The organism is Sphingomonas sp. DG1-23 (assembly GCF_030730875.1).
Taxonomy (GTDB): Bacteria; Pseudomonadota; Alphaproteobacteria; order Sphingomonadales; family Sphingomonadaceae; genus Sphingomonas.
In genome coordinates this window covers 35,594-61,722 of record NZ_JAVAMA010000013.1, presented here as the reverse complement: position 1 = coordinate 61,722, position 26,129 = coordinate 35,594, and the positions used below count along the sequence as shown (strand labels likewise).

General features: G+C 66.6%; 27 protein-coding genes and 1 tRNA gene. 16 read left to right on the top strand and 12 right to left on the bottom strand.

Annotation, left to right across the window (positions count from 1 at the left end; all coding sequences use genetic code 11):
- Nucleotides 1-96 precede the first annotated feature (96 nt).
- Together Q9Q95_RS18540 and Q9Q95_RS18535 are read right to left on the bottom strand one after the other, a co-directional pair.
- Nucleotides 97-2,184 (bottom strand): bifunctional (p)ppGpp synthetase/guanosine-3',5'-bis(diphosphate) 3'-pyrophosphohydrolase, encoded by a 2,088-nt coding sequence (locus Q9Q95_RS18540; RefSeq protein ID WP_306098638.1) that lies wholly within the window; start codon nucleotides 2,182-2,184, stop codon nucleotides 97-99.
- A gap of 49 nt (nucleotides 2,185-2,233) precedes the next feature.
- The gene (locus tag Q9Q95_RS18535) at nucleotides 2,234-2,548 is read right to left on the bottom strand and encodes a hypothetical protein (RefSeq protein ID WP_306098637.1); all 315 of its coding nucleotides are present in this window, start codon (nucleotides 2,546-2,548) and stop codon (nucleotides 2,234-2,236) included.
- 149 nt (nucleotides 2,549-2,697) lie between these two features.
- Between Q9Q95_RS18535 and Q9Q95_RS18530 the strand changes: the two genes are divergently transcribed.
- Both Q9Q95_RS18530 and Q9Q95_RS18525 read left to right on the top strand, forming a co-directional pair.
- Nucleotides 2,698-3,192 (top strand): helix-turn-helix domain-containing protein, encoded by a 495-nt coding sequence (locus Q9Q95_RS18530; protein ID WP_306098636.1) that lies wholly within the window; start codon nucleotides 2,698-2,700, stop codon nucleotides 3,190-3,192.
- Between the two features lie 162 nt (nucleotides 3,193-3,354).
- On the top strand, nucleotides 3,355-3,999 hold the full coding sequence (locus Q9Q95_RS18525; RefSeq protein ID WP_306098635.1) for a DUF4893 domain-containing protein: 645 nt from the start codon (nucleotides 3,355-3,357) through the stop codon (nucleotides 3,997-3,999).
- Nucleotides 4,000-4,002: 3 nt separating this feature from the next.
- Here the strand turns inward: Q9Q95_RS18525 and Q9Q95_RS18520 are convergent, their stop codons facing one another.
- On the bottom strand, nucleotides 4,003-4,641 hold the full coding sequence (locus Q9Q95_RS18520) for a thermonuclease family protein (RefSeq protein WP_306098634.1): 639 nt from the start codon (nucleotides 4,639-4,641) through the stop codon (nucleotides 4,003-4,005).
- Nucleotides 4,642-4,818: 177 nt separating this feature from the next.
- Between Q9Q95_RS18520 and Q9Q95_RS18515 the strand changes: the two genes are divergently transcribed.
- Nucleotides 4,819-4,947: a hypothetical protein gene (locus Q9Q95_RS18515; RefSeq protein ID WP_276469522.1), complete on the top strand. Its 129-nt coding sequence runs from the start codon at nucleotides 4,819-4,821 to the stop codon at nucleotides 4,945-4,947.
- A 683-nt stretch (nucleotides 4,948-5,630) separates the two neighbouring features.
- On the opposite strand, the gene Q9Q95_RS18510 is transcribed toward Q9Q95_RS18515, so the two are convergent.
- The 3 genes from Q9Q95_RS18510 to Q9Q95_RS18500 all read right to left on the bottom strand — a co-directional run bounded on the left by Q9Q95_RS18510 (nucleotide 5,631) and on the right by Q9Q95_RS18500 (nucleotide 9,831).
- Complete coding sequence (locus Q9Q95_RS18510; RefSeq protein ID WP_306098633.1) at nucleotides 5,631-7,730, bottom strand: S9 family peptidase; 2,100 nt, start codon at nucleotides 7,728-7,730, stop codon at nucleotides 5,631-5,633.
- Nucleotides 7,731-7,785: 55 nt separating this feature from the next.
- Nucleotides 7,786-8,661: a GGDEF domain-containing protein gene (locus Q9Q95_RS18505; protein ID WP_306098632.1), complete on the bottom strand. Its 876-nt coding sequence runs from the start codon at nucleotides 8,659-8,661 to the stop codon at nucleotides 7,786-7,788.
- 90 nt (nucleotides 8,662-8,751) lie between these two features.
- Nucleotides 8,752-9,831, bottom strand: a complete 1,080-nt coding sequence (locus Q9Q95_RS18500) for an alanine racemase (RefSeq protein WP_306098631.1) — start codon at nucleotides 9,829-9,831, stop codon at nucleotides 8,752-8,754.
- A 116-nt stretch (nucleotides 9,832-9,947) separates the two neighbouring features.
- On the opposite strand from Q9Q95_RS18500, the gene Q9Q95_RS18495 reads away from it, so the two are divergent.
- The 11 genes from Q9Q95_RS18495 to Q9Q95_RS18445 all read left to right on the top strand — a co-directional run bounded on the left by Q9Q95_RS18495 (nucleotide 9,948) and on the right by Q9Q95_RS18445 (nucleotide 18,470).
- On the top strand, nucleotides 9,948-11,744 hold the full coding sequence (locus tag Q9Q95_RS18495) for an aminopeptidase P family protein (protein WP_306098630.1): 1,797 nt from the start codon (nucleotides 9,948-9,950) through the stop codon (nucleotides 11,742-11,744).
- Nucleotides 11,711-11,860 carry a hypothetical protein gene (locus Q9Q95_RS18490; RefSeq protein WP_306098629.1) on the top strand — a complete coding sequence of 50 codons (150 nt, stop codon included), beginning with the start codon at nucleotides 11,711-11,713 and terminating at the stop codon, nucleotides 11,858-11,860. The genes Q9Q95_RS18495 and Q9Q95_RS18490 overlap by 34 nt, the downstream gene beginning before the upstream one ends.
- Nucleotides 11,861-12,052: 192 nt before the next feature.
- Nucleotides 12,053-12,127, top strand: a tRNA-Thr gene (locus Q9Q95_RS18485).
- A gap of 62 nt (nucleotides 12,128-12,189) precedes the next feature.
- Nucleotides 12,190-13,302 (top strand): S-(hydroxymethyl)glutathione dehydrogenase/class III alcohol dehydrogenase, encoded by a 1,113-nt coding sequence (locus Q9Q95_RS18480; RefSeq protein WP_306098628.1) that lies wholly within the window; start codon nucleotides 12,190-12,192, stop codon nucleotides 13,300-13,302.
- A gap of 9 nt (nucleotides 13,303-13,311) precedes the next feature.
- Nucleotides 13,312-13,713, top strand: coding sequence for a VOC family protein (locus Q9Q95_RS18475; RefSeq protein ID WP_306098627.1), 402 nt, complete (start codon nucleotides 13,312-13,314; stop codon nucleotides 13,711-13,713).
- Nucleotides 13,710-14,066, top strand: a complete 357-nt coding sequence (locus Q9Q95_RS18470) for a cupin domain-containing protein (protein WP_306098626.1) — start codon at nucleotides 13,710-13,712, stop codon at nucleotides 14,064-14,066. The genes Q9Q95_RS18475 and Q9Q95_RS18470 overlap by 4 nt, the downstream gene beginning before the upstream one ends.
- The gene (gene purU, locus Q9Q95_RS18465; protein ID WP_306098625.1) at nucleotides 14,066-14,911 is read left to right on the top strand and encodes a formyltetrahydrofolate deformylase; all 846 of its coding nucleotides are present in this window, start codon (nucleotides 14,066-14,068) and stop codon (nucleotides 14,909-14,911) included. Before Q9Q95_RS18470 ends, purU begins: the two co-directional genes overlap by 1 nt.
- A gap of 8 nt (nucleotides 14,912-14,919) precedes the next feature.
- A complete protein-coding gene (gene fghA, locus Q9Q95_RS18460) occupies nucleotides 14,920-15,753 on the top strand; it encodes an S-formylglutathione hydrolase (RefSeq protein ID WP_306098624.1) in 834 nt (277 codons plus the stop codon).
- Complete coding sequence (locus Q9Q95_RS18455; RefSeq protein ID WP_306098623.1) at nucleotides 15,750-16,970, top strand: NAD(P)/FAD-dependent oxidoreductase; 1,221 nt, start codon at nucleotides 15,750-15,752, stop codon at nucleotides 16,968-16,970. The genes fghA and Q9Q95_RS18455 overlap by 4 nt, the downstream gene beginning before the upstream one ends.
- Before the next feature lie 55 nt (nucleotides 16,971-17,025).
- Nucleotides 17,026-17,910: a TraB/GumN family protein gene (locus Q9Q95_RS18450; RefSeq protein ID WP_306098622.1), complete on the top strand. Its 885-nt coding sequence runs from the start codon at nucleotides 17,026-17,028 to the stop codon at nucleotides 17,908-17,910.
- 83 nt (nucleotides 17,911-17,993) lie between these two features.
- Nucleotides 17,994-18,470: a DUF1440 domain-containing protein gene (locus Q9Q95_RS18445; protein ID WP_306098621.1), complete on the top strand. Its 477-nt coding sequence runs from the start codon at nucleotides 17,994-17,996 to the stop codon at nucleotides 18,468-18,470.
- Here the strand turns inward: Q9Q95_RS18445 and Q9Q95_RS18440 are convergent.
- The 5 genes from Q9Q95_RS18440 to Q9Q95_RS18420 form a co-directional block, all read right to left on the bottom strand.
- Nucleotides 18,467-19,231: an exonuclease domain-containing protein gene (locus Q9Q95_RS18440; protein ID WP_306098620.1), complete on the bottom strand. Its 765-nt coding sequence runs from the start codon at nucleotides 19,229-19,231 to the stop codon at nucleotides 18,467-18,469. The two genes, Q9Q95_RS18445 and Q9Q95_RS18440, sit on opposite strands and share 4 nt — an antisense overlap.
- A 66-nt stretch (nucleotides 19,232-19,297) precedes the next feature.
- Entirely contained in the window at nucleotides 19,298-19,465 is a 168-nt protein-coding gene (locus tag Q9Q95_RS18435; protein ID WP_306098619.1) for a hypothetical protein, read from the bottom strand.
- 67 nt (nucleotides 19,466-19,532) lie between these two features.
- Nucleotides 19,533-20,930 (bottom strand): phosphoglucomutase/phosphomannomutase PgmG, encoded by a 1,398-nt coding sequence (gene pgmG, locus Q9Q95_RS18430; protein WP_306098618.1) that lies wholly within the window; start codon nucleotides 20,928-20,930, stop codon nucleotides 19,533-19,535.
- A gap of 97 nt (nucleotides 20,931-21,027) precedes the next feature.
- The gene (locus Q9Q95_RS18425; protein ID WP_306098617.1) at nucleotides 21,028-21,297 is read right to left on the bottom strand and encodes a J domain-containing protein; all 270 of its coding nucleotides are present in this window, start codon (nucleotides 21,295-21,297) and stop codon (nucleotides 21,028-21,030) included.
- On the bottom strand, nucleotides 21,297-22,070 hold the full coding sequence (locus Q9Q95_RS18420) for a division plane positioning ATPase MipZ (RefSeq protein WP_371876806.1): 774 nt from the start codon (nucleotides 22,068-22,070) through the stop codon (nucleotides 21,297-21,299). The genes Q9Q95_RS18425 and Q9Q95_RS18420 overlap by 1 nt, the downstream gene beginning before the upstream one ends.
- A gap of 100 nt (nucleotides 22,071-22,170) precedes the next feature.
- Here Q9Q95_RS18420 and panC point away from each other — a divergent pair, with 100 nt between their 5' ends.
- Together panC and Q9Q95_RS18410 are read left to right on the top strand one after the other, a co-directional pair.
- Nucleotides 22,171-23,013 (top strand): pantoate--beta-alanine ligase, encoded by an 843-nt coding sequence (gene panC / locus Q9Q95_RS18415; protein ID WP_306098615.1) that lies wholly within the window; start codon nucleotides 22,171-22,173, stop codon nucleotides 23,011-23,013.
- Between the two features lie 98 nt (nucleotides 23,014-23,111).
- Nucleotides 23,112-23,408: a hypothetical protein gene (locus Q9Q95_RS18410; RefSeq protein ID WP_306098614.1), complete on the top strand. Its 297-nt coding sequence runs from the start codon at nucleotides 23,112-23,114 to the stop codon at nucleotides 23,406-23,408.
- Nucleotides 23,409-23,494: 86 nt separating this feature from the next.
- Here the strand turns inward: Q9Q95_RS18410 and topA are convergent, their stop codons facing one another.
- Nucleotides 23,495-26,032, bottom strand: a complete 2,538-nt coding sequence (gene topA, locus Q9Q95_RS18405; protein ID WP_306098613.1) for a type I DNA topoisomerase — start codon at nucleotides 26,030-26,032, stop codon at nucleotides 23,495-23,497.
- Nucleotides 26,033-26,129: the final 97 nt, after the last annotated feature.

Genomic DNA, 26,129 nt, shown 5'->3' with positions numbered 1-26,129 from the left:
CCGCCGCTTGATGCCGGGCGATCGACTCTTTAGGCGCGCAGACGCGCGCACCCACTCCCAACCCCTCCCTGCGAGCCGGGTGGGGAGTCTCCAGCCCTAAACCCGCTCGACCGAATTCACCACGTCGGCGGCGCGCAGCGCGGCGAGCAGGCGCATCAGATGGGTGGCGTTGCGGACCTCGAGGTCGATCGCGTTGGTGTGGAAGGTGGTGTCGCGATTGTCCATGCGCAGGCCGAGGATATTGGCCTTCTGCCCACCGATCAGCGTCGCTACCGCGCCGAGCGCGCCGGGCTCGTTCTTGAGCGTGACCGCGATCCGCGCGATCCCGCCCTCGGCCTTGTCGCCCCAGGTGAGATCGACCCAATCCTCGTCGTCGGTGTCGGCCAGCCCGGCGCAATCGATGCGATGGACCTCGATCGGCTCGCCCGCGCGGCGCACCCCGACGATGCGGTCGCCGGGGACGGGGCGGCAATCCTCGGCGAAGTTGAACGCCACTCCGGCAGTGAGCCCCTTGATGTCGATCGCCCGCGCCTGGCTCGGCATTTCATGTTCGACCCCGTCGGTCGAGCCGGGCATCACCGCTTCCATCACCTGCGCGTCGGTGAGCTGGCGGCGGGCGATCGCCTCCATCAACGCGGTCTCGTCGGCCAGCTTGAGCCGCTTGAGCGCGTCCTTGAGCGCGCCTTCGCCGGCCGGGGTGGGCAGTCGCGCGACGATCTCGTCATAGAGCTTGTGGCCGAGCGCCACGGTCTCGTCGCGCTCCTTGTGACGGATGTGACGGCGGATCGCCGCGCGCGCCTTGCCGGTGATCGCGAAGTTGAGCCAATTGGCCTGGGGCTGCTGCGCCTTCGACCGGAGGATCGCGACCTGATCGCCTTGCTCGATCTCGGTACGCAGCGGCACCACCTTGCCGTTGACCTTGGCGCCGACCGCCTGATCGCCGAGATCGGTATGGACGGCATAAGCGAAGTCGATCGGCGTCGCGCCCTTGGGCAGCTGGATCAGTTCGCCCTTGGGAGTGAAGGCGAAGATCCGGTCCTGGTACATCGCCATCCGGGTATGCTCGAGCAGTTCCTCGGGGCTTTCGGCATGTTCGAGGATCTCGATCAGGTCGCGGATCCAGCTGACCTGGGTGTCGGGGCGCACCGCATCCTGCTTGTACGCCCAATGCGCGGCGAGTCCGAACTCGGCGCGGGCGTGCATGTCGCGGGTGCGGATCTGGATCTCGACCCGCGTGTCGCCGGCATGCATGATCGTGGTGTGGAGCGAGCGATAGCCGTTGCGCTTGGGCGTCGAGATGTAATCCTTGAACCGCCCCGGCACCATCGGCCAGCGGCGGTGGATCACTCCGAGCGCACGGTAGCATTCCTCCTCGGACTCGACGATCGCGCGAAAGGCCATCACGTCGCTAAGCTGCTCGAGCGACACGTGCCGCTCGGACATCTTCTTCCAGATCGAATAGGGATGCTTCTCGCGCCCCGACAACTCGGCGTCCACTCCGCCGCGCGCGAGCAGCAGCTTCAGTCCCGACGCGATCTTGGCGATGCGGTCCTCGCCTTCCACCGACAGGCTTTCGAGCCGCTTGGTGATGCTCTCATATGCCTCGGGCTCGAGCTCCTTGAAAGCGAGCGTCTGCATCTCCTTCATGAACTCGTACATGCCGATCCGCTCGGCGAGCGGGGCATAGATGTCCATCGTCTCGCGGGCGATGCGCTTGCGCTTGTCCGGATTCTTGATGTGATGGAGCGTGCGCATATTGTGAAGCCGGTCGGCCAGCTTGACCAGCAGCACGCGGATGTCGTCGGACATCGCCAGCAGGAATTTCCGCAGATTCTCCGCAGCGCGCTCGCTCTCGGTCTGCGCCTCGATCTTGGAGAGCTTGGTCACTCCGTCGACCATCCGCGCGACATTGTCGCCGAACAGTCGCTGGATCTCCTCGGGCGTCGCGACGGTATCCTCGATCGTGTCGTGAAGGATCGCCGTCGCGATCGTCTCGTCGTCGAGGTGCAGGTCGGTCAGGATGCCGGCGACTTCGATCGGGTGGCTGAAATAGGGATCGCCGCTCGCGCGCTTCTGGCTGCCATGGGCATTGACCGAGAACACATAAGCGCGGTTGAGCAGCGCCTCATCGGCCTGGGGATCGTAGGAAAGGACCCGATCTACGAGTTCATATTGACGCAGCACGGGGCCTAGATGGCGCCCCGTGCTGCTGCATTGCAATGTTTTTCGCGGCCTAGCGCGCCTTTGCGTTGCACTTGGCGAGCGCGTCCGCATCGAAATCGGCGCCGTTGGCGCGGAACGACTGGAGCTGGCCCACTTCGCGGGCGACGAGTTCGCAGACGATGTTGTCGCGGGCATTGGCCTTGGACGCGACGCACACGCCCTCGCCGCACTTCCAGATCGTCGAACGCGTGACGAGGCTGTTCTTTTCGGGCGAAGTCACCGGCGTGGCGGCATAATAACCGCGCGCGGTCTGGGCGAAGCCGGTCGCGGGGGTGAGCGCCAGCGTGGCCGCGGCAGCTGCCGCGACGGCAAGATAACGGGTCATGTCGTCCTCCTGGGGAACTTCTGCTTGCAACATCAGTTGCGAATCAATACCTAATTGACAAGAAGGTAAGTTGCAACAAGAAACTATTGCTGCGTTGCAATGTGTTATGCTGTTTCTTGCACCGGCGAATTGGAGTAAGGTTTTCAGTCATGGGTGGTGCGGTCCGAGAGACGCTGCGCGAGCTGGCGAAAGAGTGCAGCCTTCCGGCCGCGCTGGAAGCGATGGGCGAGCGCTGGTCTTTCCTGATCCTGCGGGGCTCGTTCAACGGCCTCCATCATTTCGAGGAATTCCAGTCCGAGCTCGGCATCGCGCGGAACATCCTCGCCAATCGGCTCGCGCGGCTGGTCGACAAGGACATTCTCGAGCGGCGCCCCTGCCCCGAGGACCGGCGCAAGATCGAATATCGCCTCACCGACAAAGGCCATGCATTGCTCCCGACGATGATCGCGCTGCGGCAATGGGGCGAGCGCTGGGCCACCTGCGTCCCCGCCTTTCCAGTGCTGGTCGACGCGCGGGACCGTCGCCCGATCGCACCGGTGACCGTGCAGGCGCATGACGGCCGCATACTCCAGAAGGGCGACCTGGTCTGGGCGCTGCCCGAGGACATCGCCGAAGACGAGCCCGAGGCGCGCGCCGCCGAATAAGCTTTTCGCGCCGTCGCCTGCTCGAAAAGCGCGGAGAGCGATCGCATCCCCATTTCTTGCTGCAGCGCAATATGGTACGTGCCGTTTACGGTTCGTTAACGTATCGCGTTCATCTTTCGGCAAGAGTTTTCGACAATTCGGATGTTGATCGGAGGGTGGCCAATGTACCGGCGCATCGCCACGCTTATCATGTGTGCAACACTCGGCGCCTGCGCGGCCAAGACCCCGCCGCAGGTGGTACTGGTCAGCACCGTCACGATCGAAGAGACTCCCGCATGGCGGGCCTCCATCACCCCTGAGGACGAGGCGCGGCTCGACGGCCTGCGCGCGAGCTGGAACGGCCTGCACGCGAAGCTGCCGCCCCGCGTCCGGACCGCGCAGGGCAAATTGGTCGATCCCGACGCCGGCCTCGACCTGCCCAGCCTCACCCCCGGCTCGTATCGCTGCCGCGTCGTGCGGCTGCGCACGCCGCCGCGCGGCTCCGCGACCGCGCGCAGCTCGACGAGCGACTATTGCTTCATCTCGGGGACGGCCGACGGGATCGCCTTCGTCAAGCAGACCGGCAGCGATCCGGCTGCCGGCTATTTCTACCCGGACGGCAAGCGCTATGTGTTTCTGGGCGCCCGCCAGCGCCGGGCCGGCGACAATTCGCTCGGCTATGGCAACGAGCCTGCGCGCGACATGGTCGGCGTGGTCGAGCGCGTCGGCGGCTTCCGCTGGCGGCTGGCCGTCGCCGGAACCAATGACCGGCAGATGGACATTTACGAGCTCACGCCGGTTCCCGCCGATCAGCAGCCGCGCGGCTGATCTTCAGCACCAGGGCAGGCGGCGTCCGGTCCAGCGCCGCGCCAGGCCTTCGTCGACCAGCTGCGCGCCTAGCGACCGGCCGTCTCGGGAGATGATGCGCAGCTTGCGGCCGTAACGGTCGGTATCGCGGTCGGCGATCTCCAGCGTCACCGGGCCCTGATTGAGCAGCGCCTGCAGCCGTTCGGTCGCCGCGCTGCCGAGCTTCGCCTCCTCGGCGCAGCGTGGGGGATGGGTCTCGGGCGCGTCGATATCGGCGATGCGGATGCGCTCGCCCTGCATCCAGACGGTGTCGCCGTCGACCACGCAATTGGTGCCCCCGCCGCTGTGGCAGAAGCCGAACCGCGCCGAGACGCGCCCGGATGCGGAAGCCCCGCCCCGCCCTTCGGTAATTTCGATCCGCGGCGGCGGACCTTCCTGGCCCTTGAGCAATTCGGCTGATCTGCGCGATTCGGCCCAGGGGTCGACCGATTCGGGAAGCGCCGGCGCCGCATCGGTCGGCCGGCGCCATTCGCCGCCCAGCCGCAGCCCGGCCACGCCGCCGACGAAGATCACCGCCACCAGGGCCATCCGGAAGTCGAAACGGGCGCGGCGGCGCCAGCGCGTGCGGCGTATCTGCCGGTGGAAATCGGGAGAGTGCCGCATTCCGCTAGGCTAGGCGCGGCACGGTAACCAAAAGGTATCCGCGGTCGGCCGGACAGACACCTCCATTACGGATACAGTTCGCTCCGAAGCGGACGCGAACCGTGCCACGATGCGCCCGTGGCAGAAGGCGGCACTCCTCGGGTAGAATATGCGTGCGAACGCTGCGGCAGCGTGGCGGTGACGCGCGACGCCTGGGCGGAATGGAACCTGGAAAGCCAGGCCTGGGCGCTCAGCGAGATATTCGACTTCGCTTTCTGTCACACCTGCCACCGCGAAACCCGGCTGGCCGAGCGCGCGCGGCGTTAGGGGCATCGATATGCAGCCCAACCTTCCCTCGCCCCCTGCAAGGGGTAGAGGGTCGCGCAGACTTGGGTCCGGCCTAGCTGGGCCTTAGTCGGAGTTGGGTGAGGGGGTGCGGCCGCAAAGCGGCCGCGCGGAGCGGAGCTCCGCTCTACCCATCTCTAGGCGAAGCTGGCCAACAAGAGCCCACAAGCTGGCAAGTTTCCCTCTCCTCCCCGGATCAAGAGGAAAGGGAGATTCCAGAACAAGTCTCGGCCCAATCCGAGATGGTCCGCGCCCCAACCAAAGCACCACCCCGCCCTTGTAAACCAGGATTTCATCTGCTTGCCTCCGGGCCGCCCTTGCCGTTCGTTCTTTGAAATCGTCGGATCCTCTCTGCGCAGCCGGGGAAAGCGCGCACCGTGACCTTGGCGACGCATGACGGCCGCACCACTGTGCCCCTGGTGTCGCGCGGCCGTCGCGTGCGTGTGCCCCGATGTCGCACGACCGTCGCCCCAGTGTGACCCTGGTGTCGCCAGACCGGCGCGTCGGTGGCGCGTCATGGACGCCAGCGCGTCGCATCGCTCCCGAAAGGCGCGCGCGCAGCCGGTGCTTTTCCCAATGAATCAGCATGTTGCGAAGTTGCGACGCGGGCCCATTGCGCGCAGACCCGATACTTTGACAACTTCGGCGCAACTTCCGGTGCGGCACTACCTCTCCACGCCCAGCTGCCACAGCACGAACGCCATCTCGTCGGCAGATTCCTTCAGGCTCTCCCAGCGGCCCGATTTGCCGCCATGCCCGGCGCCCATATTGGTCTTGAGCACCAGCACATTCTGGTCGGTCTTGGTGGCGCGCAGCTTCGCCGCCCATTTGGCCGGCTCCCAATAGGTCACCCGCGGATCGTTGAGCCCGCCCGAGATGAACAGAGGCGGGTAATCCTGCGCCCGGACATTGTCGTAGGGCGAATAGGAACGGATCAGTTCGAAGGCCCTGGGATCCTCGATCGGATTGCCCCATTCGGGCCATTCGCCCGGCGTCAGCGGCAGGCTCTCGTCGAGCATCGTGTTGAGCACGTCGACGAACGGCACGTCGGCGACCACCGCCCCCCATAGGTCGGGGTCGGAATTGATCACTGCGCCCATCAGCTCGCCACCGGCCGAACGCCCGGCGATCGCGATGCCGCCCCGGTGCGTGAAGCCGCGTGCGACGAGCCCCTTCGCGACATCGACGAAATCGTTGAAGGTGTTGGTCCGCTTTTCGAGCTTGCCGTCGTGATACCAGGTCTGGCCGAGATCGTCGCCGCCGCGGATATGCGCGATGGCGAAGGCCATGCCGCGATCGAGGAACGACATCCGGCTGGTCGAGAAACCCGGCGGGATCGCATAGCCATAGGCGCCATAGGCATAGAGATAGAGCTTGCCGCTGCCGTCGCGCGGAAAGTCCTTCGGATAGACGATCGACACCGGAACCTCGGTCCCGTCGCGCGCCGCGATCTTCAGCCGTTCGGTGCGATATTTCGCCCCGTCATAGCCGCTCGGGATCTCCTGCACCTTGAGCGTCGTGATCGCGCCGGTGGCGACGTCATATTCCTGCACCGTGCCCGGCGTGACCATCGATTCGTAGCTCAGCCGCAGTTTGTCGACGGCATATTCGGGATTGTCGCCGAGCCCCGCGACGTAGCTCGCCTCGGGGAATTTCAGCCGCACCGGCGCGACCGCGGGATCGTAGCGGTGCAATTCGACCTGATCGAGCCCGTCCTCGCGCCCCTCGACGATGAAGAAATCGGCGAAGCATGCCACGCCGGTCATGTAGAAATGCGGCGAAGCGCCGATCCGCTCGGCCCATTCGCCGGGATTGTCCAGGCGCGCAGTCGCCAGCCGGAACTGCGGATCGGTGTCGTTGGTGTGGATGAACAGCGTGTCGCCGTGCAGATCGACGTCATATTCGCGGCCCTGCTTGCGCGGGCTGACCATGATCGGTTCGGCCAAGGGGTTATCGGCCGGATACAGCCGGATCTCGCTGGTCTCGTGATCGCTGGTGGTGAGCAGGATCCATTTTCGGTCGCTGCTCAATTCGACCCCGACCGAGAAGCCGAGCTCCTCCTCGAAATAGACCGTGACGTCGTCCGCCGGGCTGGTACCCAGCCGGTGCAGCTTGATCGTCCGGGTCCGCCAATTCTCGTCGGTCACGCCGTAGAGGATGGCGTCGCCCTTGGCGGTGAACACGATGTTGCCGATCGTGCCTTCGATCGAGACGTCGCCCCATTTGCCGGCGGCGCCCTCGATCTTCTCGCCGATCGTCTCGCCGCCGCCGAGATCCTTGAAGCGGATCGTGTAGCGTTCCGAACCGTCATCGTCGCTCGACCACGCCATCAGCGTGCCGTCCTCGCTGGTGGTGACCGCGCCGACCCGGAAATATTCCTTGCCCGCGGCGAGTGCCGGCTCGTCGAGGATCAACTGGTCGTCCCCGCCGGCGACGGGCTTGCGCCACAGCCGCGGATATTCGCCGCCGGTCTCGTAGTCGGTCCAGTAGAGCCAGTCGCCGTCCTTTTGCGGAACGGTCGATTCGTCCTCCTTGATCCGCCCGCGCATCTCCTCGAACAGCCGTTCGCTGAGCGGCTTGATCGGCGCGATCACCGCCTCGAAATAGGCGTTCTCCTCCTCGAGATAGGCGAGCACGTCCTTGTCGGTGACGTCGGGATAGCCGGGGTCGCGCAGCCATGCCCAGGGATCGTCGAGCGTGACGCCATGTGCGGAGAAACTGTGCGGACGCGTGGCGGCTTTGGGGGGCTTGGGAAGATCGGTCATCCCTTGCCCTTATCCCAGCTTGGCCCCGTGTCGAAGCCCCGTGTCGACGCTTTGCTCAGCCGAGCGGCAGCGCCGGCTGGCCGCTCCGATTGGCGCGGACGATGCGGTTGCGGCCGGTTTCCTTGGCTTCGTAGAGCGCCTTGTCGGCGCAGAGGAGCACGTCGTCGAGCGCCTCGCCGCCGAAGCGGCAGATGCCGGCCGAGAAAGTCAGCGCCTGCCCGTCGCGCACGATGACCGGCGTCGCGATCAGGCGCTGGCCGACGCGCGCGAGCACCCGTCCTGCTTCCTCCTCGGTCGCGCCGCGGAACAGCACCGCGAATTCCTCGCCGCCCCAGCGGGCGACGAGATCGCCGCGGCGCAGCTCGGACGAGAGCCGCGCGGCGAAATCGCGGAGCACCCGATCGCCCTCGTCATGGCCGAAGCGATCGTTGACCGCCTTGAACTGGTCGAGGTCGATCAGCGCGATCGTGCCGCGCCGTTCCTCGGGGAGGAAATCGGCAATGTCGGCGATGAAGCCGCGCCGGTTGCGGACGCCGGTGAGCATATCCTCCTTCGACGCCAGATCGAGCGCGCGCATCCGCGCCTCGGCGGCGCTCGCCGCGCGGTTGACGCTGCCGAGCAGGCTGCCGATCACATCCTCGCCGCCCTCGGGGAGCGGCGCGACGGCGTTGCCCTGCTCGAGCGTGGCGAGCGCGCCTTGCGCGACATGGAGCGGACCCAGCATCGCGCCGATCCCGAACAAGGCCACCGTCATCCCGATCACGGTCGCGACCAGCAGAAGCAGGAATTCGGCGAGGGTCAACCGCCCGGTCGCCGCACCCCAGCCGACATAAGCGAGCAAAGGCACATGCGTGGCCACGAAGCAGATCGCGAAAAGGCGCAGCCGGAAGCTGCGCGGAAACAGAAAAGAGCTGGCGAGATAGAAGCGCATGATCCCTCGCAGGTTTGCGGCGCCCCGATGTGCCCCGACGATCGCCTCGATAAATCCGAAAGGGTAAAGATACCGCAGCGATGCGATCGTTCAGGTCGATCGGCCGCGCGCGGTCACCGGCCAGGTACCGGAGATCGTGTCGCCGTCGAGCAGGTGATAGCGATCGTAGAGGTTGACCGTCGGGTCGCAATGCGGCGGCATCAGCGTGACGCGCGCGCCCAATCCGGGCAGGTTCTCGCCGAGCAAGGCGCCATGCTCGTCGCCGGTAAAGGCGTAGCGGCTCGCAACCGGGGCGCCGGCATGCACCGCCGGCACGCCGGCATCGGTGGCGAAGGCCTTGAGCCCCGAATCGATCGTCACCATGCCGGGCGTGTTGGCGCTGACCACCGTCGCGTCGACGAACAGGGCCGGCTCGAAGCGCGGACCGGCGAGCTCGCAATCCATATATTCGCGGTCGAGGAAGACGTACGAGCCGACCTGCAGCTCGGTGAACACGCCCAGCGCAGCGTCGATCGCGAAGGTGCCGGTGCCGCCGCCGGTCACGGTCGGCGCGTCGAACCCCGCGTCGCGCAGCGCCGCCAGCACGGTGCCGAGATAGTCGGTGCGTTCGACGATCGCCGCGCGCCGCTCGGCGAGGCTCGGGATATGCTGGTGCGAGCCGCAATAATATTGGACTCCGCCCAGCCGCAGCGTGCCGGTCGCGGCGATGGCCTTGGCGAGCGCGACCGCCGCCGCCGGCGAGGTCACCCCGGTGCGGTGGCTGCCCGGGTCGACATCGATGAACACCGTCAGCCCGTTCGTGCTGGCGCCCAGCGCCCGCGCATTGTCGGGGTGGTCAACCACCACCGACAGCGCGATTCGCGCATGGAGCGCCGCCAGCCGTGCGATCGCCCCGGGCGCCACCACGGGCGAGGTCAGATGGATGCTTGCGACCCCCGCTTCGGCCAGCGCCTCGGCTTCGGCGAGTTTGGCGCAACAGATGCCCGCGGCGCCCGCAGCGATCTGCCGCAGCGCGATGTCCGCGCTCTTGTGAGTCTTGGCGTGCGGCCGCAGCGCGACGCCCTGCGCCGCGGCGAAGGCAGCCATCGCGGCGATGTTGCGCTCCAGCGCGGGGCGATCGAGGATCAGCGCCGGCGTCGGCACTTCGGAACGGGGGAGCGGGCCAGTCATCGCCACGGCATAGCGCTTCCCAATTCCAATTCCATCGGCCAAACGGTCGGCAATCCAGCCGCCGACTCGCGCGTCGATCCCGCGGTCCGCGGCATCCCGATGTCCGAGGAACCGCCATGTCCAGCTACGCCGATCGCCTCCACGCTCTTCGCGAACAATTGAAGCGCGACCGGCTCGACGGCTTCGTCGTGCCGCTCACCGACGAGCACATGTCCGAATATGTCGGCGCCTATGCCCAGCGGCTCGCCTGGCTGACCGGCTTTCAGGGCAGCGCCGGCAGCGCCGTGGTGCTGTCGAGCGAGGCGGCGATCTTTACCGACGGGCGTTACACGCTGCAGGTCCGCCAGCAGGTCTCGGCCGACGACTGGCAATATGTCCCGGTGCCGCAGGTGAGCATCGCGGGCTGGCTCGGCGAGCACGCGCCCGAGGGCGGCCGAATCGGCTATGATCCGTGGCTGCACACCCGCGCGTGGGTCGAGGAAGCGCGCAAGGCGCTGGCCGAGAAGGGCGCCGAACTGGTCGCGGTCGACACCAATCCGGTCGACTCGGTGTGGCCCGACCGCCCTGCTCCTTCCGACTCGACCTTGCGCGTGCAGGATGATGCCGCCGCCGGCCGCACCTCCGCGGCAAAGCGCGCCGAGATCGCCGAGTGGCTCAGTGCGCGCAAGGCCGACGCAGTGGTGCTGTCGGCGCTCGACTCGATCGCCTGGGCATTCAACGTCCGCGGCGACGACGTCAGCCATACCCCGGTCGCGCTGGCTTATGCGATCGTCAACGCCGACGGCACCGCCGACCTGTTCGTCGCGCCCGAGAAAATCACCGACGCCATCCGCCAGCATCTCGGCAATGCGATTCGCGTCCATGATCGCGCCGCCTTCGCGCCCGCGCTCAAGGGCTTTGCCGGCAAGCGCGTCGCAGCCGATCCCGAGCGTGCGGTCGCCGCGATCTTCGATTCGCTCGATGCCGGCGGCGCGAAGATCCTCGGCCTGCGCGACCCGGTGGTGCTCGCCAAGGCGCTCAAGAACCCCGCCGAGATCGCCGGACACAAGGCCGCGCAGGCTCGCGACGGCGCGGCTCTGGTCCGCTTCCTCAAATGGTTCGAGGAAACCGCACCTGCCGGCGGGCTCACCGAGATGTCGGCGGCGGACAAGCTCCGCGAATTCCGCGACCAGACCGGCGTGCTCAAGGATCTGAGCTTCGACACCATCTCCGCGACCGGACCGAACGGCGCGATCCCGCACTACAAGGTCACCGACGAATCGAGCCTGCCGATCGAGCTCGGCCAGCTCTACCTCGTCGATTCGGGCGGCCAATATGCCGATGGCACCACCGACGTGACCCGGGTGATGCCGGTGGGCGAGCCCAGCCCCGAGATGAAGGATCGCTTCACCCGCGTGCTCAAGGGTCATATCGGCATCGCCACCACGATCTTCCCCGACGGCACCACCGGCGCGCAACTCGATAGCTTCGCCCGCGCCCCGCTCTGGGAAGTCGGGCTCGATTTCGGCCATGGCACCGGCCACGGCGTCGGCGCCTATCTTTCGGTGCACGAGGGGCCGCAGCGAATCGCCCAGCCTTTCTATCCTGGCGGCCAGAGCCTCGAGCCGTTGCGCGCCGGCATGTTCCTGTCGAACGAGCCCGGCTATTACAAAGCCGGGGAATACGGCATCCGCATCGAGAATCTGGTGCTGATCGTCGAGGCGGAGATCGCAGGCGCCGAGCAGCCGATGCTGACCTTCGAGACGCTCACCTTCGCACCGATCGAGCGCCGGCTGATCGATCCGGCGCTGTTAACCCCAAAGGAACTTCAGTGGGTTAATGCGTATCACGCGCGGGTGCTCGAAGTGGTCGGCCCGCAACTGGGCGAGGAAGAACGGCAATGGTTGGAAGCGAAGGTCGCGCCAATCGGGTGATGTGGTTTCTGGCGGGTGCCGTCACCATGGCGATGTATCTGATGGGGCCGCACGTCATCATCGACAAAGGCTACGCCTTGGGGTCGTCCGCCGCGGGCTGGGTGCAGTCGCGCTGAGGCTCGGCCTCGCTCGCCTGCGCGCGCGCCTGCGCTTTTCGTTTTCTCAGATTCGCCCGCAGCGCTTCGGCGCGCCGGGCGTGTTTTTCCGCATCGTTCATGCGGAGCGTGGATAAACCGGCCGGCTTCGGGTTGACAATCGGTCACCCCCAAGCACATAGGCCCCTCCCGCCCGGTCCCTGACCGGCGAGTGCTGCCGTAGCTCAGTGGTAGAGCGCATCCTTGGTAAGGCTGAGGTCGTGAGTTCAATCCTCACCGGCAGCACCATTTTCCCTCCTTGCAAGCCGCCCTCGGTTCCCCGATCAGGCGGCTGAGCAAGGAGACGTTCCATGAAGACCAGAGCCGCCGTCGCATTCGAGGCGAAGCAACCGCTCGAGATCGTCGAACTCGATCTCGAAGGGCCCAGGGCCGGCGAAGTGCTGGTCGAGATCATGGCGACCGGCATCTGCCATACCGATGCCTATACGCTCGACGGCCTCGATTCGGAGGGGCTGTTCCCCTCGGTGCTCGGGCATGAAGGCGCCGGAATCGTCCGCGAGGTGGGCGCCGGAGTGACCAGCGTGGCGCCGGGCGATCATGTCATCCCGCTCTACACCCCCGAATGCCGCCAGTGTAAGTCGTGCCTATCGGGCAAGACCAACCTGTGCACCGCGATCCGGGCGACGCAGGGCAAGGGGCTGATGCCCGACGGCACGTCGCGGTTCAGTCACAAGGGCCAGGCCATCTTCCATTATATGGGCTGCTCGACCTTCTCGAACTTCACCGTGCTGCCCGAGATCGCGGTGGCGAAGATTCGCGCGGACGCGCCATTCCAGACCAGCTGCTATATCGGCTGCGGGGTAACCACCGGAGTCGGCGCGGTGGTCAACACCGCCAAGGTCCAGGTCGGCGACAATGTGGTGGTGTTCGGGCTGGGCGGGATCGGGCTCAACGTGCTCCAGGGCGCGAAGATGGCAGGGGCCGACAAGATCATCGGCGTCGACATCAACCCCGACCGCGAGGAATGGGGCCGCCGCTTCGGCATGACCGACTTCGTCGACGGCCGCGGCAAATCGCGCGAGCAGGTGATCGCGGAGATCCTGACGCTCACCGACGGCGGCGCCGACTTCACCTTCGATTGCACCGGCAACACCGAAGTGATGCGCACCGCGCTGGAGGCGTGCCATCGCGGCTGGGGCACGTCGATCATCATCGGTGTCGCCGAGGCGGGCAAGGAGATCGCGACGCGGCCGTTCCAGCTGGTCACCGGGCGCAACTGGCGCGGCACCGCGTTCGGCGGGGCCAAGGGCCGAACCGACGTTCCCAAGATCGTCGACTGGTACATGAACGGCAAGATCCAGATCGACCCGATGATCACCCATGTCCTGACGCTGGAAGAGATCAACAAGGGCTTCGACCTGATGCATGCCGGCGAGAGCATCCGCAGCGTCGTGGTCTATTGAGGAAGGCACATGTTCAATCACATCGTGATCGGATCGAACGACATCGAGCGATCGAAGCAATTCTATGACGCGGTGCTCGGCACACTCGGCTTTTCGGGCGAACCGCTCCGCCACGTCGCGGCGAGCGGGCACAAGCGCCTGTTCTACCGGCACGACGGCGGGACGCTGGGCATCTCCGAGCCGATCAACGACGAGCCGGCGCATTGCGCCAATGGCGGCACGATCGCGTTCAAATGCACATCGGCCGAGCAGGTGAAGGAATTCCATGACGTCGCCGTCGCCCATGGCGGCAAGTCGATCGAGGATCCGCCCGGCGAACGCGATGGCGGCCTTCTGGGCAAGATGCATCTGAGCTATGTCCGCGATCCCGACGGCAACAAGCTCTGTGCGGTCTGGCGCGTGGCGGCGTGAACGACGCCGTCAATCTCGCGGAGAAGTTCGCCAGCTTCACCGAGCATTGGGCGCCGCGCCGCGTCGCCTCCTACAACGGCAACGACGTGCGCATCGTGAAGGTGGAAGGCGAGTTCGTCTGGCATGTCCATGACGACACCGACGACTTCTTCCTCGTTGTGGACGGCGTGCTCGACATCGAGCTGCGCGACCGCATCGTCACGCTCGGCCCGGGCGAGCTTTTCGTCGTCCCGCGCGGCGTCGAGCATCGCCCGGTCGCGCGCCATGGCGAAGTCCGGCTGATCAATATCGAGCCGGGCGGCACGCACAATCTGGGCGAAGGCTCGCCGCAGCGTCCGATCGTCGAGGCCTGATGCCGCCCTCGTGGATCCTGACGCTCGATTGCGAGGATCGCCCCGGCATCGTCGCCGCAGTCAGCGGCTTCCTGGCGGAGCGCGGCGGATTCATCCTCGACAGCCAGCAATATGCCGATCTCGACGCCGGGCGCTTCTTCATGCGAGTCGAGTTCAAGGCGGTGGACGCGCCGCTGGAGACCGAAGCGCTGCGCGATGCCTTCGCCCCGGTTGCCGAAAACCTCGCGCTGAACTGGGAGCTTTCGGACGCCGGCGAGCGCCCGCGCGTGCTGATCGCGGTGTCGCAGGGATCGCATTGCCTCAACGACCTGCTCCATCGCTGGCAGACGCGGTCGCTGGGGGTCGAGATCGTCGGCGTGGTCTCGAATCACGACACGCTGCGCGCGCTCACCGAATGGCACGGGCTGCCCTTCACGTTGCTTCCCGCCGGGAAGCAGGCACAGGAAGCGGCGATCATCGACCGGTACGAGGGGCTGAACGCCGAGTATCTGATCCTCGCGCGCTACATGCAGATCCTGTCGCCGGCGCTGGTCGAACGGCTGGCCGGGCGCTGCATCAACATCCATCACAGCTTCCTGCCGAGCTTCAAGGGCGCGCGGCCCTATCACCGCGCGCACGAGCGCGGGGTCAAGCTGATCGGTGCGACCGCGCACTTCGTCACCAGCGAACTCGACGAGGGGCCGATCATCGAACAGGCGGTCGAGCGGATCGACCACCGCGCCTCGGTCGACGACATGATCCGCATCGGCCGCGACATCGAGGCGCAGGTGCTCGCCCGTGCAGTGCAATGGGCCGGCGCGCGGCGGGTGTTCCTCAACGGCATCCGCACGATCGTCTTCCGGTAAGGAGTCGCATGGAAACCCTCTCGACCAACAAATCCCATGGCGGCGTGCAGGGCGTGTATCGCCACGCCTCGACGGCGACCGGCACCGACATGACCTTCTCGGTCTATGTCCCGCCGCACGCGGACGGCGCGAAGCTGCCGGTGCTCTGGTATCTCTCGGGACTGACCTGCACCCACGCCAACGTCACCGACAAAGGCGAATATCGCCGGGCCTGCGCCGAGCACGGGGTGATCTTCGTCGCACCCGACACCTCGCCGCGCGGCGAGGGAGTGGCGGATGACGACGCCTATGATTTCGGCCAGGGCGCGGGCTTCTATGTCGATGCGACCGAGGCGCCCTGGGCGCCGCACTTTCGCATGCGCACCTATGTCGAGCAGGAGCTGCCCGCACTGATCGCCGCCGAGTTCCCGGCCGACATGGGCGCCCAGGGGATTACCGGCCATTCGATGGGCGGGCACGGCGCGCTGACCGTCGCGCTGCGCAATCCCGCGCGCTTCCGCAGCGTCTCGGCCTTCGCGCCGATCGTCGCGCCGAGCGTGGTGCCATGGGGCGAGAAGGCGTTGGCCGGCTATCTCGGCACGGATCGCGCTGCATGGCGCGCCTATGACACCTGCGCACTGATCCTCGACGGCGCGCGCGTCGGCGAGTTGCTGATCGACGTCGGCGATGCCGACCAATTCCTCCACGAGCAATTGCGCCCCGAGCTGCTGCGCGCCGCGTGCGATGCCGCGGGCATCGCGCTGACTCTGCGGCTGCAACCGGGCTACGATCACAGCTATTATTTCGTCTCGAGCTTCCTCGCCGAGCATGTCGCCTGGCATGCCGAACGGCTGCGGGCATGATGCGTTGCGACGTCCTGATCGTCGGTGCGGGCCATGCCGGCGCGCAGGCGGCGATCGCGCTGCGCCAGCACAAGTTCGAAGGTTCGATCGGTCTGCTCGGCGACGAGCCCGACCTGCCCTATGAGCGGCCGCCGCTCTCCAAGGAATATCTCGCCGGCGACAAGCCGTTCGAACGGCTGCTGATCCGCAATGCGGCATTCTGGGACGAACGCGCGGTGACGCTGCTGCCCGGCCGCACCGCGCTGCGCGTCGATCCGGCCGGCCATGCGATCGTCACCGCGGTGGGCGAGACGATCGGCTACGGCACGCTGATCTGGGCGACCGGGGGCAAACCGCGCCGGCTCGCCTGCGCCGGGGGCGATCTCGCCGGCATCCACACCGTCCGCACACGCGCCGATGTCGACCGGATGATCGCCGAGCTGCCCGAGGTGCGCCGCGTGGCGGTGATCGGCGGCGGCTATATCGGGCTCGAGGCGGCGGCGGTACTCGCCAAGCTCGGGCGGCAGGTCACCGTGCTCGAAGCGCAGGACCGGGTGCTCGCGCGCGTCGCAGGCGAACCGCTGTCGCGCTTCTTCGAGGAGGAGCATCGCGCGCACGGCGTCGAAGTGCGGCTCGGCGTGACGGTCGAAGCGATTCTCGGCGAAGATCGCGTCACCGGCGTTCGGCTGGCCGATGGCGAGACGCTGTCCGCCGAAATGGCGATCGTCGGGATCGGAATCGATCCCGCAGTGGCGCCCTTGCTCGATGCCGGCGCGAACGGCGGCAATGGCGTGCTGGTCGACGCGCAATGCCGCACCTCGCTCCCCGACATATTCGCGGTCGGCGATTGCGCGCTCCACGCCAATCGCTTCGCCGAGGATCGCTGCGTCCGCCTCGAATCGGTGCAGAACGCCAACGACCAGGCCACCGTCGCCGCGAAGACCATCCTCGGGATCGACGCCGCCTATGATGCAGTGCCGTGGTTCTGGTCGAACCAGTACGATCTCAAGCTGCAGACCGTCGGCATCTCGGCCGGGCATGACGAAATGGTGCTGCGCGGCGATCCGGCGGGCCGCAGCTTCTCGCTGCTCTATTTGCGGGCAGGCCGGGTGATCGCGCTCGACTGCGTCAATGCGATCAAGGACTATGTCCAGGGTCGCAAGCTCGTGGTCGAGGCCGCAGCGGTCGATCCCGCACGGCTGGCCGACGCCGCCACGCCGCTCAAGGACCTCGCCTGAGCCCGTACGGGCTGCTACGAATCGAAGATATTTTCCGCCCCGGAGTGCATTCCAGATGCTCAAGTTCCTGCCGCGCGTCCTGACCGCTTTCGTACTGCTCGCCGCTCCACCGGCGCTTGCGCAGGAGACGAAGGACGCGGATCCGGCGCTCTGGGTCGTCAAGGATGCGGACACGACGATCTATCTGTTCGGCACGGTCCATGTCCTGAAGCCGGGCCTCAGCTGGTTCGACGAAGGCGTCAAGGCGGCCTTCGACAAGAGCGACGAGCTGGTTCTCGAAATGATCGAGCCCGACGCGGCGACGATGCAGGGCCTGATCCTGAAGACCGCGGTCAACCCGACCGGCCCGACGCTCACCGAAAAGCTGCCGGCGGACAAGCGCGACGCCTTCGGCAAGGCGCTGGCGGATGTCGGGGTTCCGGCCGCGGCGCTCGATCGCGTCGATCCGTGGTTCGCGGCGGTCACGCTCACCATGGCCGGCCTGCCCAAGCTCGGCTACGATCCCGCGAGCGGCGCCGAACGCGCGCTCGCGACTGCCGCCAAGACGGCCAACAAGCAGCTGATCGGTCTCGAGACGGTCGAGGAGCAGCTCGGCTTTTTCGACACGCTGCCCGAACCCCTCCAGGTCAAGTTCCTCATCTCGACGATCGATGATTATGCGAAGATGGGCGATCAGCTCGACAAGATGGTCGCGAGCTGGTCGGCAGGCGATCCCGAGGCGCTGGGCCGGGTGATGAACGAGGAGCTTGCCGACACGCCGGAGATCGCCAAGGTGCTGCTCGCCGATCGCAATGCGCGCTGGGCCGAGTGGATCGGCAAGCGTCTCGCACAGCCGGGAACGGTCTTCGTCGCCGTGGGTGCCGGGCATCTCGCCGGCGCAGGCAGCGTCCAGGAGCAGCTCGCGAAGCACAAGCTCGCGGTAACCCGCGTCGCCTATTGACCGGCGCGCGCCGCGCCGCCGCTGGCCCAGCTGAACCAGACGGCCGCGCGGGCGTTCGGGACAGTCCAGCATCGGAGCAGCGCATGGCACAGCAACCGCGTCCCTTTCTCGGGCTTCTCGTCGGCGTCACGGCGGGGCTCGTCGCATCGGCGGCAATGGCCGCCTTCCAGGCGCAGACGCAAAAGCTGCTTCCCGATAGCGACGAGGATCCCGCGACCGTCAAGGCGGCCGACGCGGCGAGCGAGGCAGTGATCGGCGATCCCGTGCCCGAGCCTTATCGCGCGCCGGCAGGGCAGGCGGTCCATTATATCGCCGGGGCCGTGATTGGCGGCATCTATGGGGTGCTCACCGAATACAGGCCCGAGGCGAGCGCGGGCTTCGGCAGCGCCTATGGCGTGGCCACTGCGGCGTTGCTCGACGAAGCAGTGGTCCCTGCCGCCGGATTCGCCCCCGCGCCCGACGAGACGCCGCTCGCCGGCCACGCTTATGGCGCGGCCTCGCATCTGGTGTACGGCTGGGTGCTCGAAGGGGTACGCGCGCTGATCGCCGGGCGGCGCTAGAGCAGCAGATCCTGGGTTGCCGAATTGCGGCCCACCGTCCCGCCGCCGGTGCGCCGGATATGTTCCTGCTGCGCAGTGTGGCGAACATCCACATCGCGATCGTTCAGGAAGCCGGCGAGCGACTCGTCGTCGATCTCGCTCCATTCCTTGCCGCGATCGGGGCCGTAGCGGACCCGCGGCAGCAGACCCGGCTCGTTCGACCATTGGATCAATTGCTCGACGCTGGCTTCGTTGAGCATGTCGCGCAGATGGAAGGCGGTCACATAGGCGTCGGGGAAGGCGCGATGCGCGGGAAGCCCGCGTTCATGCACCAGTCCCTCCGGCTTGCGCCAATAGCGCAGCATCTGGTTCGAGAAGCCCGGCGAGCTCGGCCATAGTCGCATCGCGCACTTCCACGTGCAGATCCAGTCGGCGCCGCGGGTCAGCGAGGCAGTACAGAATTGCTGCTCGAAATCGGCACGGTGCGCAGCCAGCGCGACCCGGCGCGGCCATGGATCGAGCACCGGGCGCGCGACATCGTGCCACCAGGGCGCGTCGGCCACGTCCTCGTCGCGGATATGGTGGATCGCCATGGTCAGCGGCGGGATCTGGCGCCCCGGATTGACCATCCGATTGCCACCTTCGCCGTAAATCTCCCAGCGCCCGTCGGGCTGGAGCGCGACGTCCTGCCAGCCGATCTCGCAGACGCCATGCGTCGGCGGGGCCTGGCCGGTGGTTTCGAGATCGACGACGCGGATGAGAGAGGGGGCGCGGGAGGCCATGCCGGCTAGGTGGGGCGTGACGTCATGAAATACCAGCCGAAACTTGCGGGCGCCGGCTCGACAGCCTCAACAATCGCCGGCGAGATTCTCGCGCCCGGCGCGCGCTTTGCACTTCTGCAGCAAATCCTCGGCGCGCTCGGCCAGTTCCTTGGTCGCCTCGATGCATTCGCGAAGCCCGGCCTGCGCGTCCTCGATCTCGGCGATGTCGCTTGGTGTCTTGTCGTTCACGGTCATTTCCCACTCGAACGGAAGAACCCTTGATGCAGATCAAGGTTCCTGCCGTCCGAGCGGTTCGTCGGGTTTAGTGACCGGCTTGCGGACCACGCTCCAGCCCGCTCGCGGCGAGCTGGGCGTCGATCTGCGCCATCAGCCGATCGAGTCCTTCCTGGCTCTTCGCCTCGGCACGCGCAACGAGTACGTCCTGCGTGTTCGAAGCACGCAGCAGCCACCAGCCGTCGGGCGTGTTGACGCGTGCGCCATCGGTGCGATTGACGTCGGCGCCCTCGGCTTCGAGCCGTTCGAGCACCTCGTCGATCACCGCGAACTTGCGGCTCTCATCGACCTGGAAGCGCATTTCGGGCGTGTTGATCATCGGCGGCATCGCATCCTTGAGCGCAGTCAGCGACTTGCCCGTCGAATGCACCGCGCGGATGAGCTGGACCGCGGCGAACTGCGCGTCGTCATAACCGTAATAATCGTAGAAGGTGTCGGCGAAGAAGATGTGGCCGCTCATCTCGCCGGCGAGCGGCGCATGGGTTTCCTTCATCTTGGTCTTGATCAGGCTGTGGCCGGTCTTCCACATCACCGGATTGCCGCCGAGTTCGGCGACGCGGTCATAGAGCGCCTGGCTGGCCTTGACGTCGGCGATCACCGTCGCGCCCGGTACGGCCTTGAGCAGAGGCTCGGCCAGAATGGACAGAATCTGGTCGCCCCAGACCACCCTGCCCTGCCCGTCGATCGCGCCGAGCCGATCGCCGTCGCCGTCAAAGGCCAGTCCGAAATCGAGCTGCTTCTCCGCGACAAGCCGCTTCAGGTCGGCGAGGTTCTTTTCCTCGGTGGGATCGGGATGATGATTGGGGAAATTGCCGTCCACTTCGGTGAAGAGCGTATGATGCTCACCCGGCAGCTGCTTGACCAGTTTCTCGACCACCGGGCCGGCGGCGCCGTTGCCCGTATCCCATCCGACGCGATAGGCGCCGCCGGCATAGCCCGCCACCAGCCGCCCGACATAGGCGTCGACAATGTCGTAGTCGGTGACGGTGCCGACGGTGTCAGCTTCCTCCCAATCGCCTTCGGCGGCCATCCGGCCCAAAGTCTGGATGTCTTCGCCGAAGAACGGACGGTGCTGGAGCACCATCTTGAAGCCGTTATAGTTTCCGGGATTATGACTGCCGGTTATCTGGATGCCGCCATCCACTTCAAGCGTGGCTTCGGCATAATATAGCATCGGCGTGGGGCCGAGCCCGACGCGCACCACGTCGCAGCCGGACGCGGTGAGCCCCTCGACCAGTGCCGCTTCGAGTTCGAGCGAGGAGACGCGGCCGTCGCGGCCGACCGCGACGCGGGTCCCGCCCGCGCGGCGAAGCAGGGTTGCGAAGCCGCGGCCGATCGCGCGCGCGTCATCGGGTCCAAGCGCTTCCCCCACGATTCCGCGAATGTCGTATTCGCGCAGGGATGTGGGGTCGAAACGGTGCGTCATGATGCCTCCGGAGAAGGGGTTTGCCGGCGTAAATCGCGAGCGCCGCGAAAGTTCAATTACGCAGGTGCAACAAGACCGAAGCGGCGGCCCGTGGCGCCTATGGGTTACGGCGAAGCAACGTGTCGCGCGCGGCATTGATCCGCCGGGTCAATTCCTCGGATCCGCCCTTGTCGGGATGCACCGCGCTGACCAATCGGCGGTGGGCGTTGCGAATCGTCTCCTCGTCGGCGTCGGCAGTGATTCCAAGTATCGCGCGGGCTTCGTCCTGCGGCATCCGCGGCGCCCTGGGCCTCGGCTTTGGCCGCGGCTTGAGGAACAGATAATAGAGCGCGGCGAGGATCAGTGCCGCGAGGACCGCCTTGGCCATCAGGCGAACAGCGGCATGGCGACTTCGGGGAGCGCGAGGCCGGCCATCATCTCGCGCAGTTCCTGCCGCGCGGCGACATGGCTGAGGCCCATCTCGCCGAATTCGCGGCTGTCGAGCATCGTCAGCCCCTGCGGGAACAATTCGCGATAGATCACGCGCTCCGACAGGCCCGAGATCACCCGGAAGCCGACGCGCTTGGAGAGCTGGTCGATCGCTTCGGAGACGCGGCGCATGTTGCGCGCCTCGATATGCTGCATGCGGTTGCGCAGGACGACCCAGTCGATCGTTTCGCCGTCCGCCTTGGCGCGGCGCTTGCGCGACTCCCAGATCAGCTCCGAATAGAAGCTCGGGCGCGTGACCTTGTAGGTGTCCGGGTCGACATGGCCGATCAGGTCGAAATCGACGAAGCTGTCGTTCATCGGCGTGACGAGGGTGTCGGCATTGGTCACCGCGATCCGGGCGAACTTGTCGTCGCGGCCGGGCGTGTCGATCACGAGAAAATCCGCGCTCGCCCCGAGCCGCTCGAGCGTCTCGCCAAAGAAATCCATGCTCTCGCCGTCATGCGTTTCATATTCGGGCGTCGGCAGGTCGCGCCCCATGCGCTTGATCGTGGCGCGGCGATTGTCGAGATAGCGGCCCATCGTGCGCTGGCGATGATCGAGATCGAAGCACGCCACCCGCGCGCCCTTGGCGGAGAGCGCGATCGCCGCGTGAATCGCGGTCGTCGACTTGCCGGTGCCGCCCTTCTCATTGGCAAAAACGAGCACGTGCAAGCGCTTAGCTCCGTCGGTCAAGCCCACAACATCCTTTATTGATCCCGCCGCCCGCGCCCCATAGAAGGCCGCGCTCCTGTCTTATCGAAAGTGGTCAAGCGTGCAAACCGTCCGTCAGCTCGATGCCCTTCGCGGTGCCGTCGCCACATGGCGCGCGGCAGGCGAGCGTGTCGCTCTGGTGCCGACGATGGGCGCGCTGCATGACGGGCACATGGCGCTGGTCGAGGCGGCACGGCGCGCGGCGCAGCGCGTGGTGGTGTCGATCTTCGTCAATCCGAAGCAGTTCGGCCCGAACGAGGACCTCGCCAAATATCCACGCAAGGAGCTTGCCGACACGCGAATGCTCACCGCAGCCGGTGTCGATCTATTGTGGCTGCCGCCGGTCGAGGTGATCTATCCCGAGGGCTTCGCCACCAACATCTCGATCAGCGGGATCAGCGAAGTGCTCGATGGCGCGCATCGCCCGGGCCATTTCGACGGCGTCGCGACGGTGGTCGCCAAATTGTTCAACCAGGTCCGGCCGGATATCGCCTTGTTCGGCGAAAAGGATTGGCAGCAGCTCGCCGTGATCCGCCGGCTGACGACGGATCTCGACCTGGATATCGAGATCCAGGGCGTGCCCACCCAGCGCGAGGATGACGGCCTCGCGCTGTCGTCGCGCAACGCCTATCTGATCCCCGAGGAACGCGCCCAGGCCGTGGCGCTGCCGCGCGCGTTGGGGCTCGCCGAGCGGACGATCGCCAAGGGCGGCGATCCCGAAGCCGCGCTGGCACAGGCGCGCGAGACGTTGATCGCCGCGGGTTTCGAGGTGGATTATGTCGTGCTCGCCGATGCCGAGACGCTGTCCGAGCCGATCGAAGGCCGGGCGATGCGGCTTCTCGCCGCGGCGCGGCTCGGCGGCACCCGGCTGATCGACAATATCCCGGTGGCGATGGCGGAGTAATCCGCTACGAACGAATACGGTTAACTGCATTAACCTTTTGTTTCCCGCTTACCTGCCAATCCTTGCAACATTGAGGATAAGCAATCGGGTGAGCGGTGATGGGCAACAGTCTCAAGAGCGCACGTTTTCTGGTCGAGAGCCGGCTCCGCGACGCAGCGCGCGGCGACGCCAAGGCCTGTTTCGATCTGGGCATCGTCTATTCGAGCGGCGCCGAGGGCGTCGACGTCGATCTCGTCGAAGCGCATAAATGGTTCAACATCGCCGCCGTCTCGGGCAGCGAGCGCGCCGCGGAATGCCGCGCCGAGATTTCCGAGGACATGACCGCGCGCGAGATCATCGACGCGCAGAAGTCGGCCCGCGCCTGGTTGCGCGGGCTCGAGATGCGCGCGGCCTGATATCCGGCGCCCCTGCGAAAGCAGGAGCCCAGAGTTCGGATCGAACCGCTTGTGACCTTGGGCTCCTGCTTTCGCAGGAGCACAAGTCACTTCTTCGCTGCGGCTTTCTTGGCCGGCGCCTTCTTCGCGGCCCCCTTTTTCGGGGCGGCTTTTTTCTTGCCTTTGCCCTTTGCCGGCCCGGCCGCAGCGCGCGCGTCGATCAGCTGGGCGGCCTCCTCGAGCGTCAGCTGGTCCTTGTCGATCGACTTGGGCAAGGTCGCATTGGTCTCGCCATCGGTGACATAGGCGCCATAGCGGCCCTCCATCAGCTTGATCTCGGCTTCGGTCCGGGGGTGCTTGCCGAGCATCTTCAAAGGCTCGCGCGCGGCGCCGCGCGCCGGACGGCCGCCACTCGCCGCCGCCTCGGCGAGCTTGACCACCGCAGCGTTCATGCCGGTCTCGAACACCTCCGCGGTCGACTGGAGCCGGGCATATTTGCCGTCATGGGCCAGATAGGGCCCGTAGCGGCCGATCGACGCCGTGATCGGATTTCCGGTCTCGGGATGATTGCCCACCGTCCGCGGCAGCTTGAGCAGCTTCAATGCCCATTCGAGATCGAGATCGACATCCTTGGGAATCGAGGCGCGCGCGGCATCCTTGCCCTCGCCGAGCTGGATATACGGCCCGAAGCGCCCCGATTTGCGCTCGACGTTGAGCCCGGAGTCGGGATCGACCCCCAGCACTTCGGGACCGGTCGATTCGCTACCCGAACCGCCCGGCTCGCCGAACCGGCGGGTGAATTTGCACTCGGGATAGTTGGAGCATGCCACGAACGCACCGAACTTGCCGCCACGCAGCGCGAGCCGGCCGTTGCCGCAATTCGGGCATAGCCGCGGATCGCTGCCGTCCGCCTTGGCCGGAAACAGATAGGGCTCGAGGAACAGATCGAGCGCGGCGGTGACCTCGCTCGGCTTCTGCTCCATCACTTCGGTCGTACGCGGCTTGAAGTCCTTCCAGAAGGATTCGAGCACCGCCTGCCATTCGGCGCGCCCGCCCGAGACGTCGTCGAGCTCTTCCTCGAGCTCGGCAGTGAAATCATAGCCGACATATTTTTCGAAGAAGCGTTCGAGGAACGCCGTCACCAGCCGCCCGCTCTCCTCGGCGAAGAAGCGGTTCTTCTCGATCCGCACATAGGAACGGTCCTTGAGCGTCTGGATGATCGAGGCATAGGTCGAGGGCCGGCCGATGCCGAGCTCCTCGAGCCGCTTGACCAGCGAGGCCTCGGAGAAGCGCGGCGGCGGCTGAGTGAAATGCTGCTCGGCATTGACCGCCTTCTTGGCCGGCGCGTCGCCCGCGGACAGGCGCGGCAGGCGCCGGCTGTCCTCGTCGCCCTCGTCGTCGCGGCCTTCCTCGTAGAGCGCGAGATAGCCGGGGAAGAGCACGACCTGGCCGGTGGCGCGCAGCCCGTGCTGGCCGGTGCCGTCCTCGAGATCGATCGTGGTGCGCTCCATTCGTGCCGAGGCCATCTGGCTGGCGAGCGCGCGCTTCCAGATCAGCTCGTAGAGCCGGCCATGATCGCCGCTGCCGGCCCTGTCCTTCGAGAAGTCGGTCGGGCGGATCGCCTCGTGCGCTTCCTGCGCATTCTTGGCCTTGGTCTGATATTGGCGCGGCTTGTCCGGCACATAGCCGCCGTCATAGCGCGTCGCGATCGCCTTGCGCGCTTCCTGGATCGCGCTGCCGTCCATCTGGACGCCGTCGGTCCGCATATAGGTGATCGCGCCGTCCTCGTAGAGCCCCTGCGCGATCCGCATCGTGTGGCTTGCCGAGAAGCCGAGCTTGCGCGCCGCTTCCTGCTGGAGGGTCGAGGTGGTGAAAGGCGGCGGCGGATTGCGCATCGCCGGCTTGGTCTCGACCGCGGCGACCGAGAAACGCCCTTCCTCGACGGCCTTTTTCGCGGCGAGCGCCGTGCCCTCGTCGCCGATCGAGAGGCGGTCGAGCTTGTCGCCCTTATATTTGACCAGCCGCGTGACGAACGGGGTGCCGTCCTGCTCCATCTCGGCAGTGACCGACCAATATTCCTGGGGCTTGAAACCCTCGATCTCGCGCTCGCGCTCGACGATCAGCCGCAGCGCGACCGACTGGACGCGCCCCGCCGATTTGGCGCCGGGCAGCTTGCGCCACAACACCGGGGAGAGCGTGAAGCCGACGAGGTAGTCGAGCGCACGGCGGGCGCGATAGGCGTCGATCAGGTCGGTATCGAGCTCGCGAGGCGCCTTCATCGCCTCGAGGATCGCGGGCTTGGTGATCGCGTTGAAGGTGACGCGCTCGACCTCCTTCGGCAGCGCCTTCTTGTTGCGGAGCACTTCCCGGACGTGCCAGCTGATCGCCTCGCCTTCGCGATCGGGGTCGGTCGCGAGGATCAGGCGGTCGGCCTTCTTGGCCTCGTCGGCGATCGCCTTGAGCTGCTTCGACTTGTCGGCATAGGTCTCCCATTCCATCGCGAAGGCGTCGTCGGGATTCACCGATCCGTCGCGTGCGGGCAGGTCGCGGACATGGCCGTAGGAAGCGAGGACGCGATAATCCTTGCCGAGATATTTTTCGATGGTCTTCGCCTTGGCGGGCGATTCGACGATGACGAGCTGCATGGAGTGTTCTGATCCTTACGCGTACGCGTACGAGGGTGATGAGTCGCTGCGGCCCGTCAAGTAGGATGCCCGGCGCCCGCGCCAAGTCCGGAGACCC

Excerpts from the sequence above, each read along its gene's own strand:
- Q9Q95_RS18535 (WP_306098637.1), bottom strand. The coding sequence starts at position 2,548 with ATGACCCGTTATCTTGCCGTCGCGGCAGCTGCCGCGGCCACGCTGGCG.
- Q9Q95_RS18530 (WP_306098636.1), top strand. The coding sequence starts at position 2,698 with ATGGGTGGTGCGGTCCGAGAGACGCTGCGCGAGCTGGCGAAAGAGTGC.
- Q9Q95_RS18525 (WP_306098635.1), top strand. The coding sequence starts at position 3,355 with ATGTACCGGCGCATCGCCACGCTTATCATGTGTGCAACACTCGGCGCC.
- Q9Q95_RS18520 (WP_306098634.1), bottom strand. The coding sequence starts at position 4,641 with ATGCGGCACTCTCCCGATTTCCACCGGCAGATACGCCGCACGCGCTGG.
- Q9Q95_RS18510 (WP_306098633.1), bottom strand. The coding sequence starts at position 7,730 with ATGACCGATCTTCCCAAGCCCCCCAAAGCCGCCACGCGTCCGCACAGT.
- Q9Q95_RS18505 (WP_306098632.1), bottom strand. The coding sequence starts at position 8,661 with ATGCGCTTCTATCTCGCCAGCTCTTTTCTGTTTCCGCGCAGCTTCCGG.
- Q9Q95_RS18500 (WP_306098631.1), bottom strand. The coding sequence starts at position 9,831 with ATGACTGGCCCGCTCCCCCGTTCCGAAGTGCCGACGCCGGCGCTGATC.
- Q9Q95_RS18495 (WP_306098630.1), top strand. The coding sequence starts at position 9,948 with ATGTCCAGCTACGCCGATCGCCTCCACGCTCTTCGCGAACAATTGAAG.
- Q9Q95_RS18490 (WP_306098629.1), top strand. The coding sequence starts at position 11,711 with ATGGTTGGAAGCGAAGGTCGCGCCAATCGGGTGATGTGGTTTCTGGCG.
- Q9Q95_RS18480 (WP_306098628.1), top strand. The coding sequence starts at position 12,190 with ATGAAGACCAGAGCCGCCGTCGCATTCGAGGCGAAGCAACCGCTCGAG.
- Q9Q95_RS18475 (WP_306098627.1), top strand. The coding sequence starts at position 13,312 with ATGTTCAATCACATCGTGATCGGATCGAACGACATCGAGCGATCGAAG.
- purU (WP_306098625.1), top strand. The coding sequence starts at position 14,066 with ATGCCGCCCTCGTGGATCCTGACGCTCGATTGCGAGGATCGCCCCGGC.
- fghA (WP_306098624.1), top strand. The coding sequence starts at position 14,920 with ATGGAAACCCTCTCGACCAACAAATCCCATGGCGGCGTGCAGGGCGTG.
- Q9Q95_RS18455 (WP_306098623.1), top strand. The coding sequence starts at position 15,750 with ATGATGCGTTGCGACGTCCTGATCGTCGGTGCGGGCCATGCCGGCGCG.
- Q9Q95_RS18450 (WP_306098622.1), top strand. The coding sequence starts at position 17,026 with ATGCTCAAGTTCCTGCCGCGCGTCCTGACCGCTTTCGTACTGCTCGCC.
- Q9Q95_RS18445 (WP_306098621.1), top strand. The coding sequence starts at position 17,994 with ATGGCACAGCAACCGCGTCCCTTTCTCGGGCTTCTCGTCGGCGTCACG.
- Q9Q95_RS18440 (WP_306098620.1), bottom strand. The coding sequence starts at position 19,231 with ATGGCCTCCCGCGCCCCCTCTCTCATCCGCGTCGTCGATCTCGAAACC.
- Q9Q95_RS18435 (WP_306098619.1), bottom strand. The coding sequence starts at position 19,465 with ATGACCGTGAACGACAAGACACCAAGCGACATCGCCGAGATCGAGGAC.
- pgmG (WP_306098618.1), bottom strand. The coding sequence starts at position 20,930 with ATGACGCACCGTTTCGACCCCACATCCCTGCGCGAATACGACATTCGC.
- Q9Q95_RS18425 (WP_306098617.1), bottom strand. The coding sequence starts at position 21,297 with ATGGCCAAGGCGGTCCTCGCGGCACTGATCCTCGCCGCGCTCTATTAT.
- Q9Q95_RS18410 (WP_306098614.1), top strand. The coding sequence starts at position 23,112 with ATGGGCAACAGTCTCAAGAGCGCACGTTTTCTGGTCGAGAGCCGGCTC.
- topA (WP_306098613.1), bottom strand. The coding sequence starts at position 26,032 with ATGCAGCTCGTCATCGTCGAATCGCCCGCCAAGGCGAAGACCATCGAA.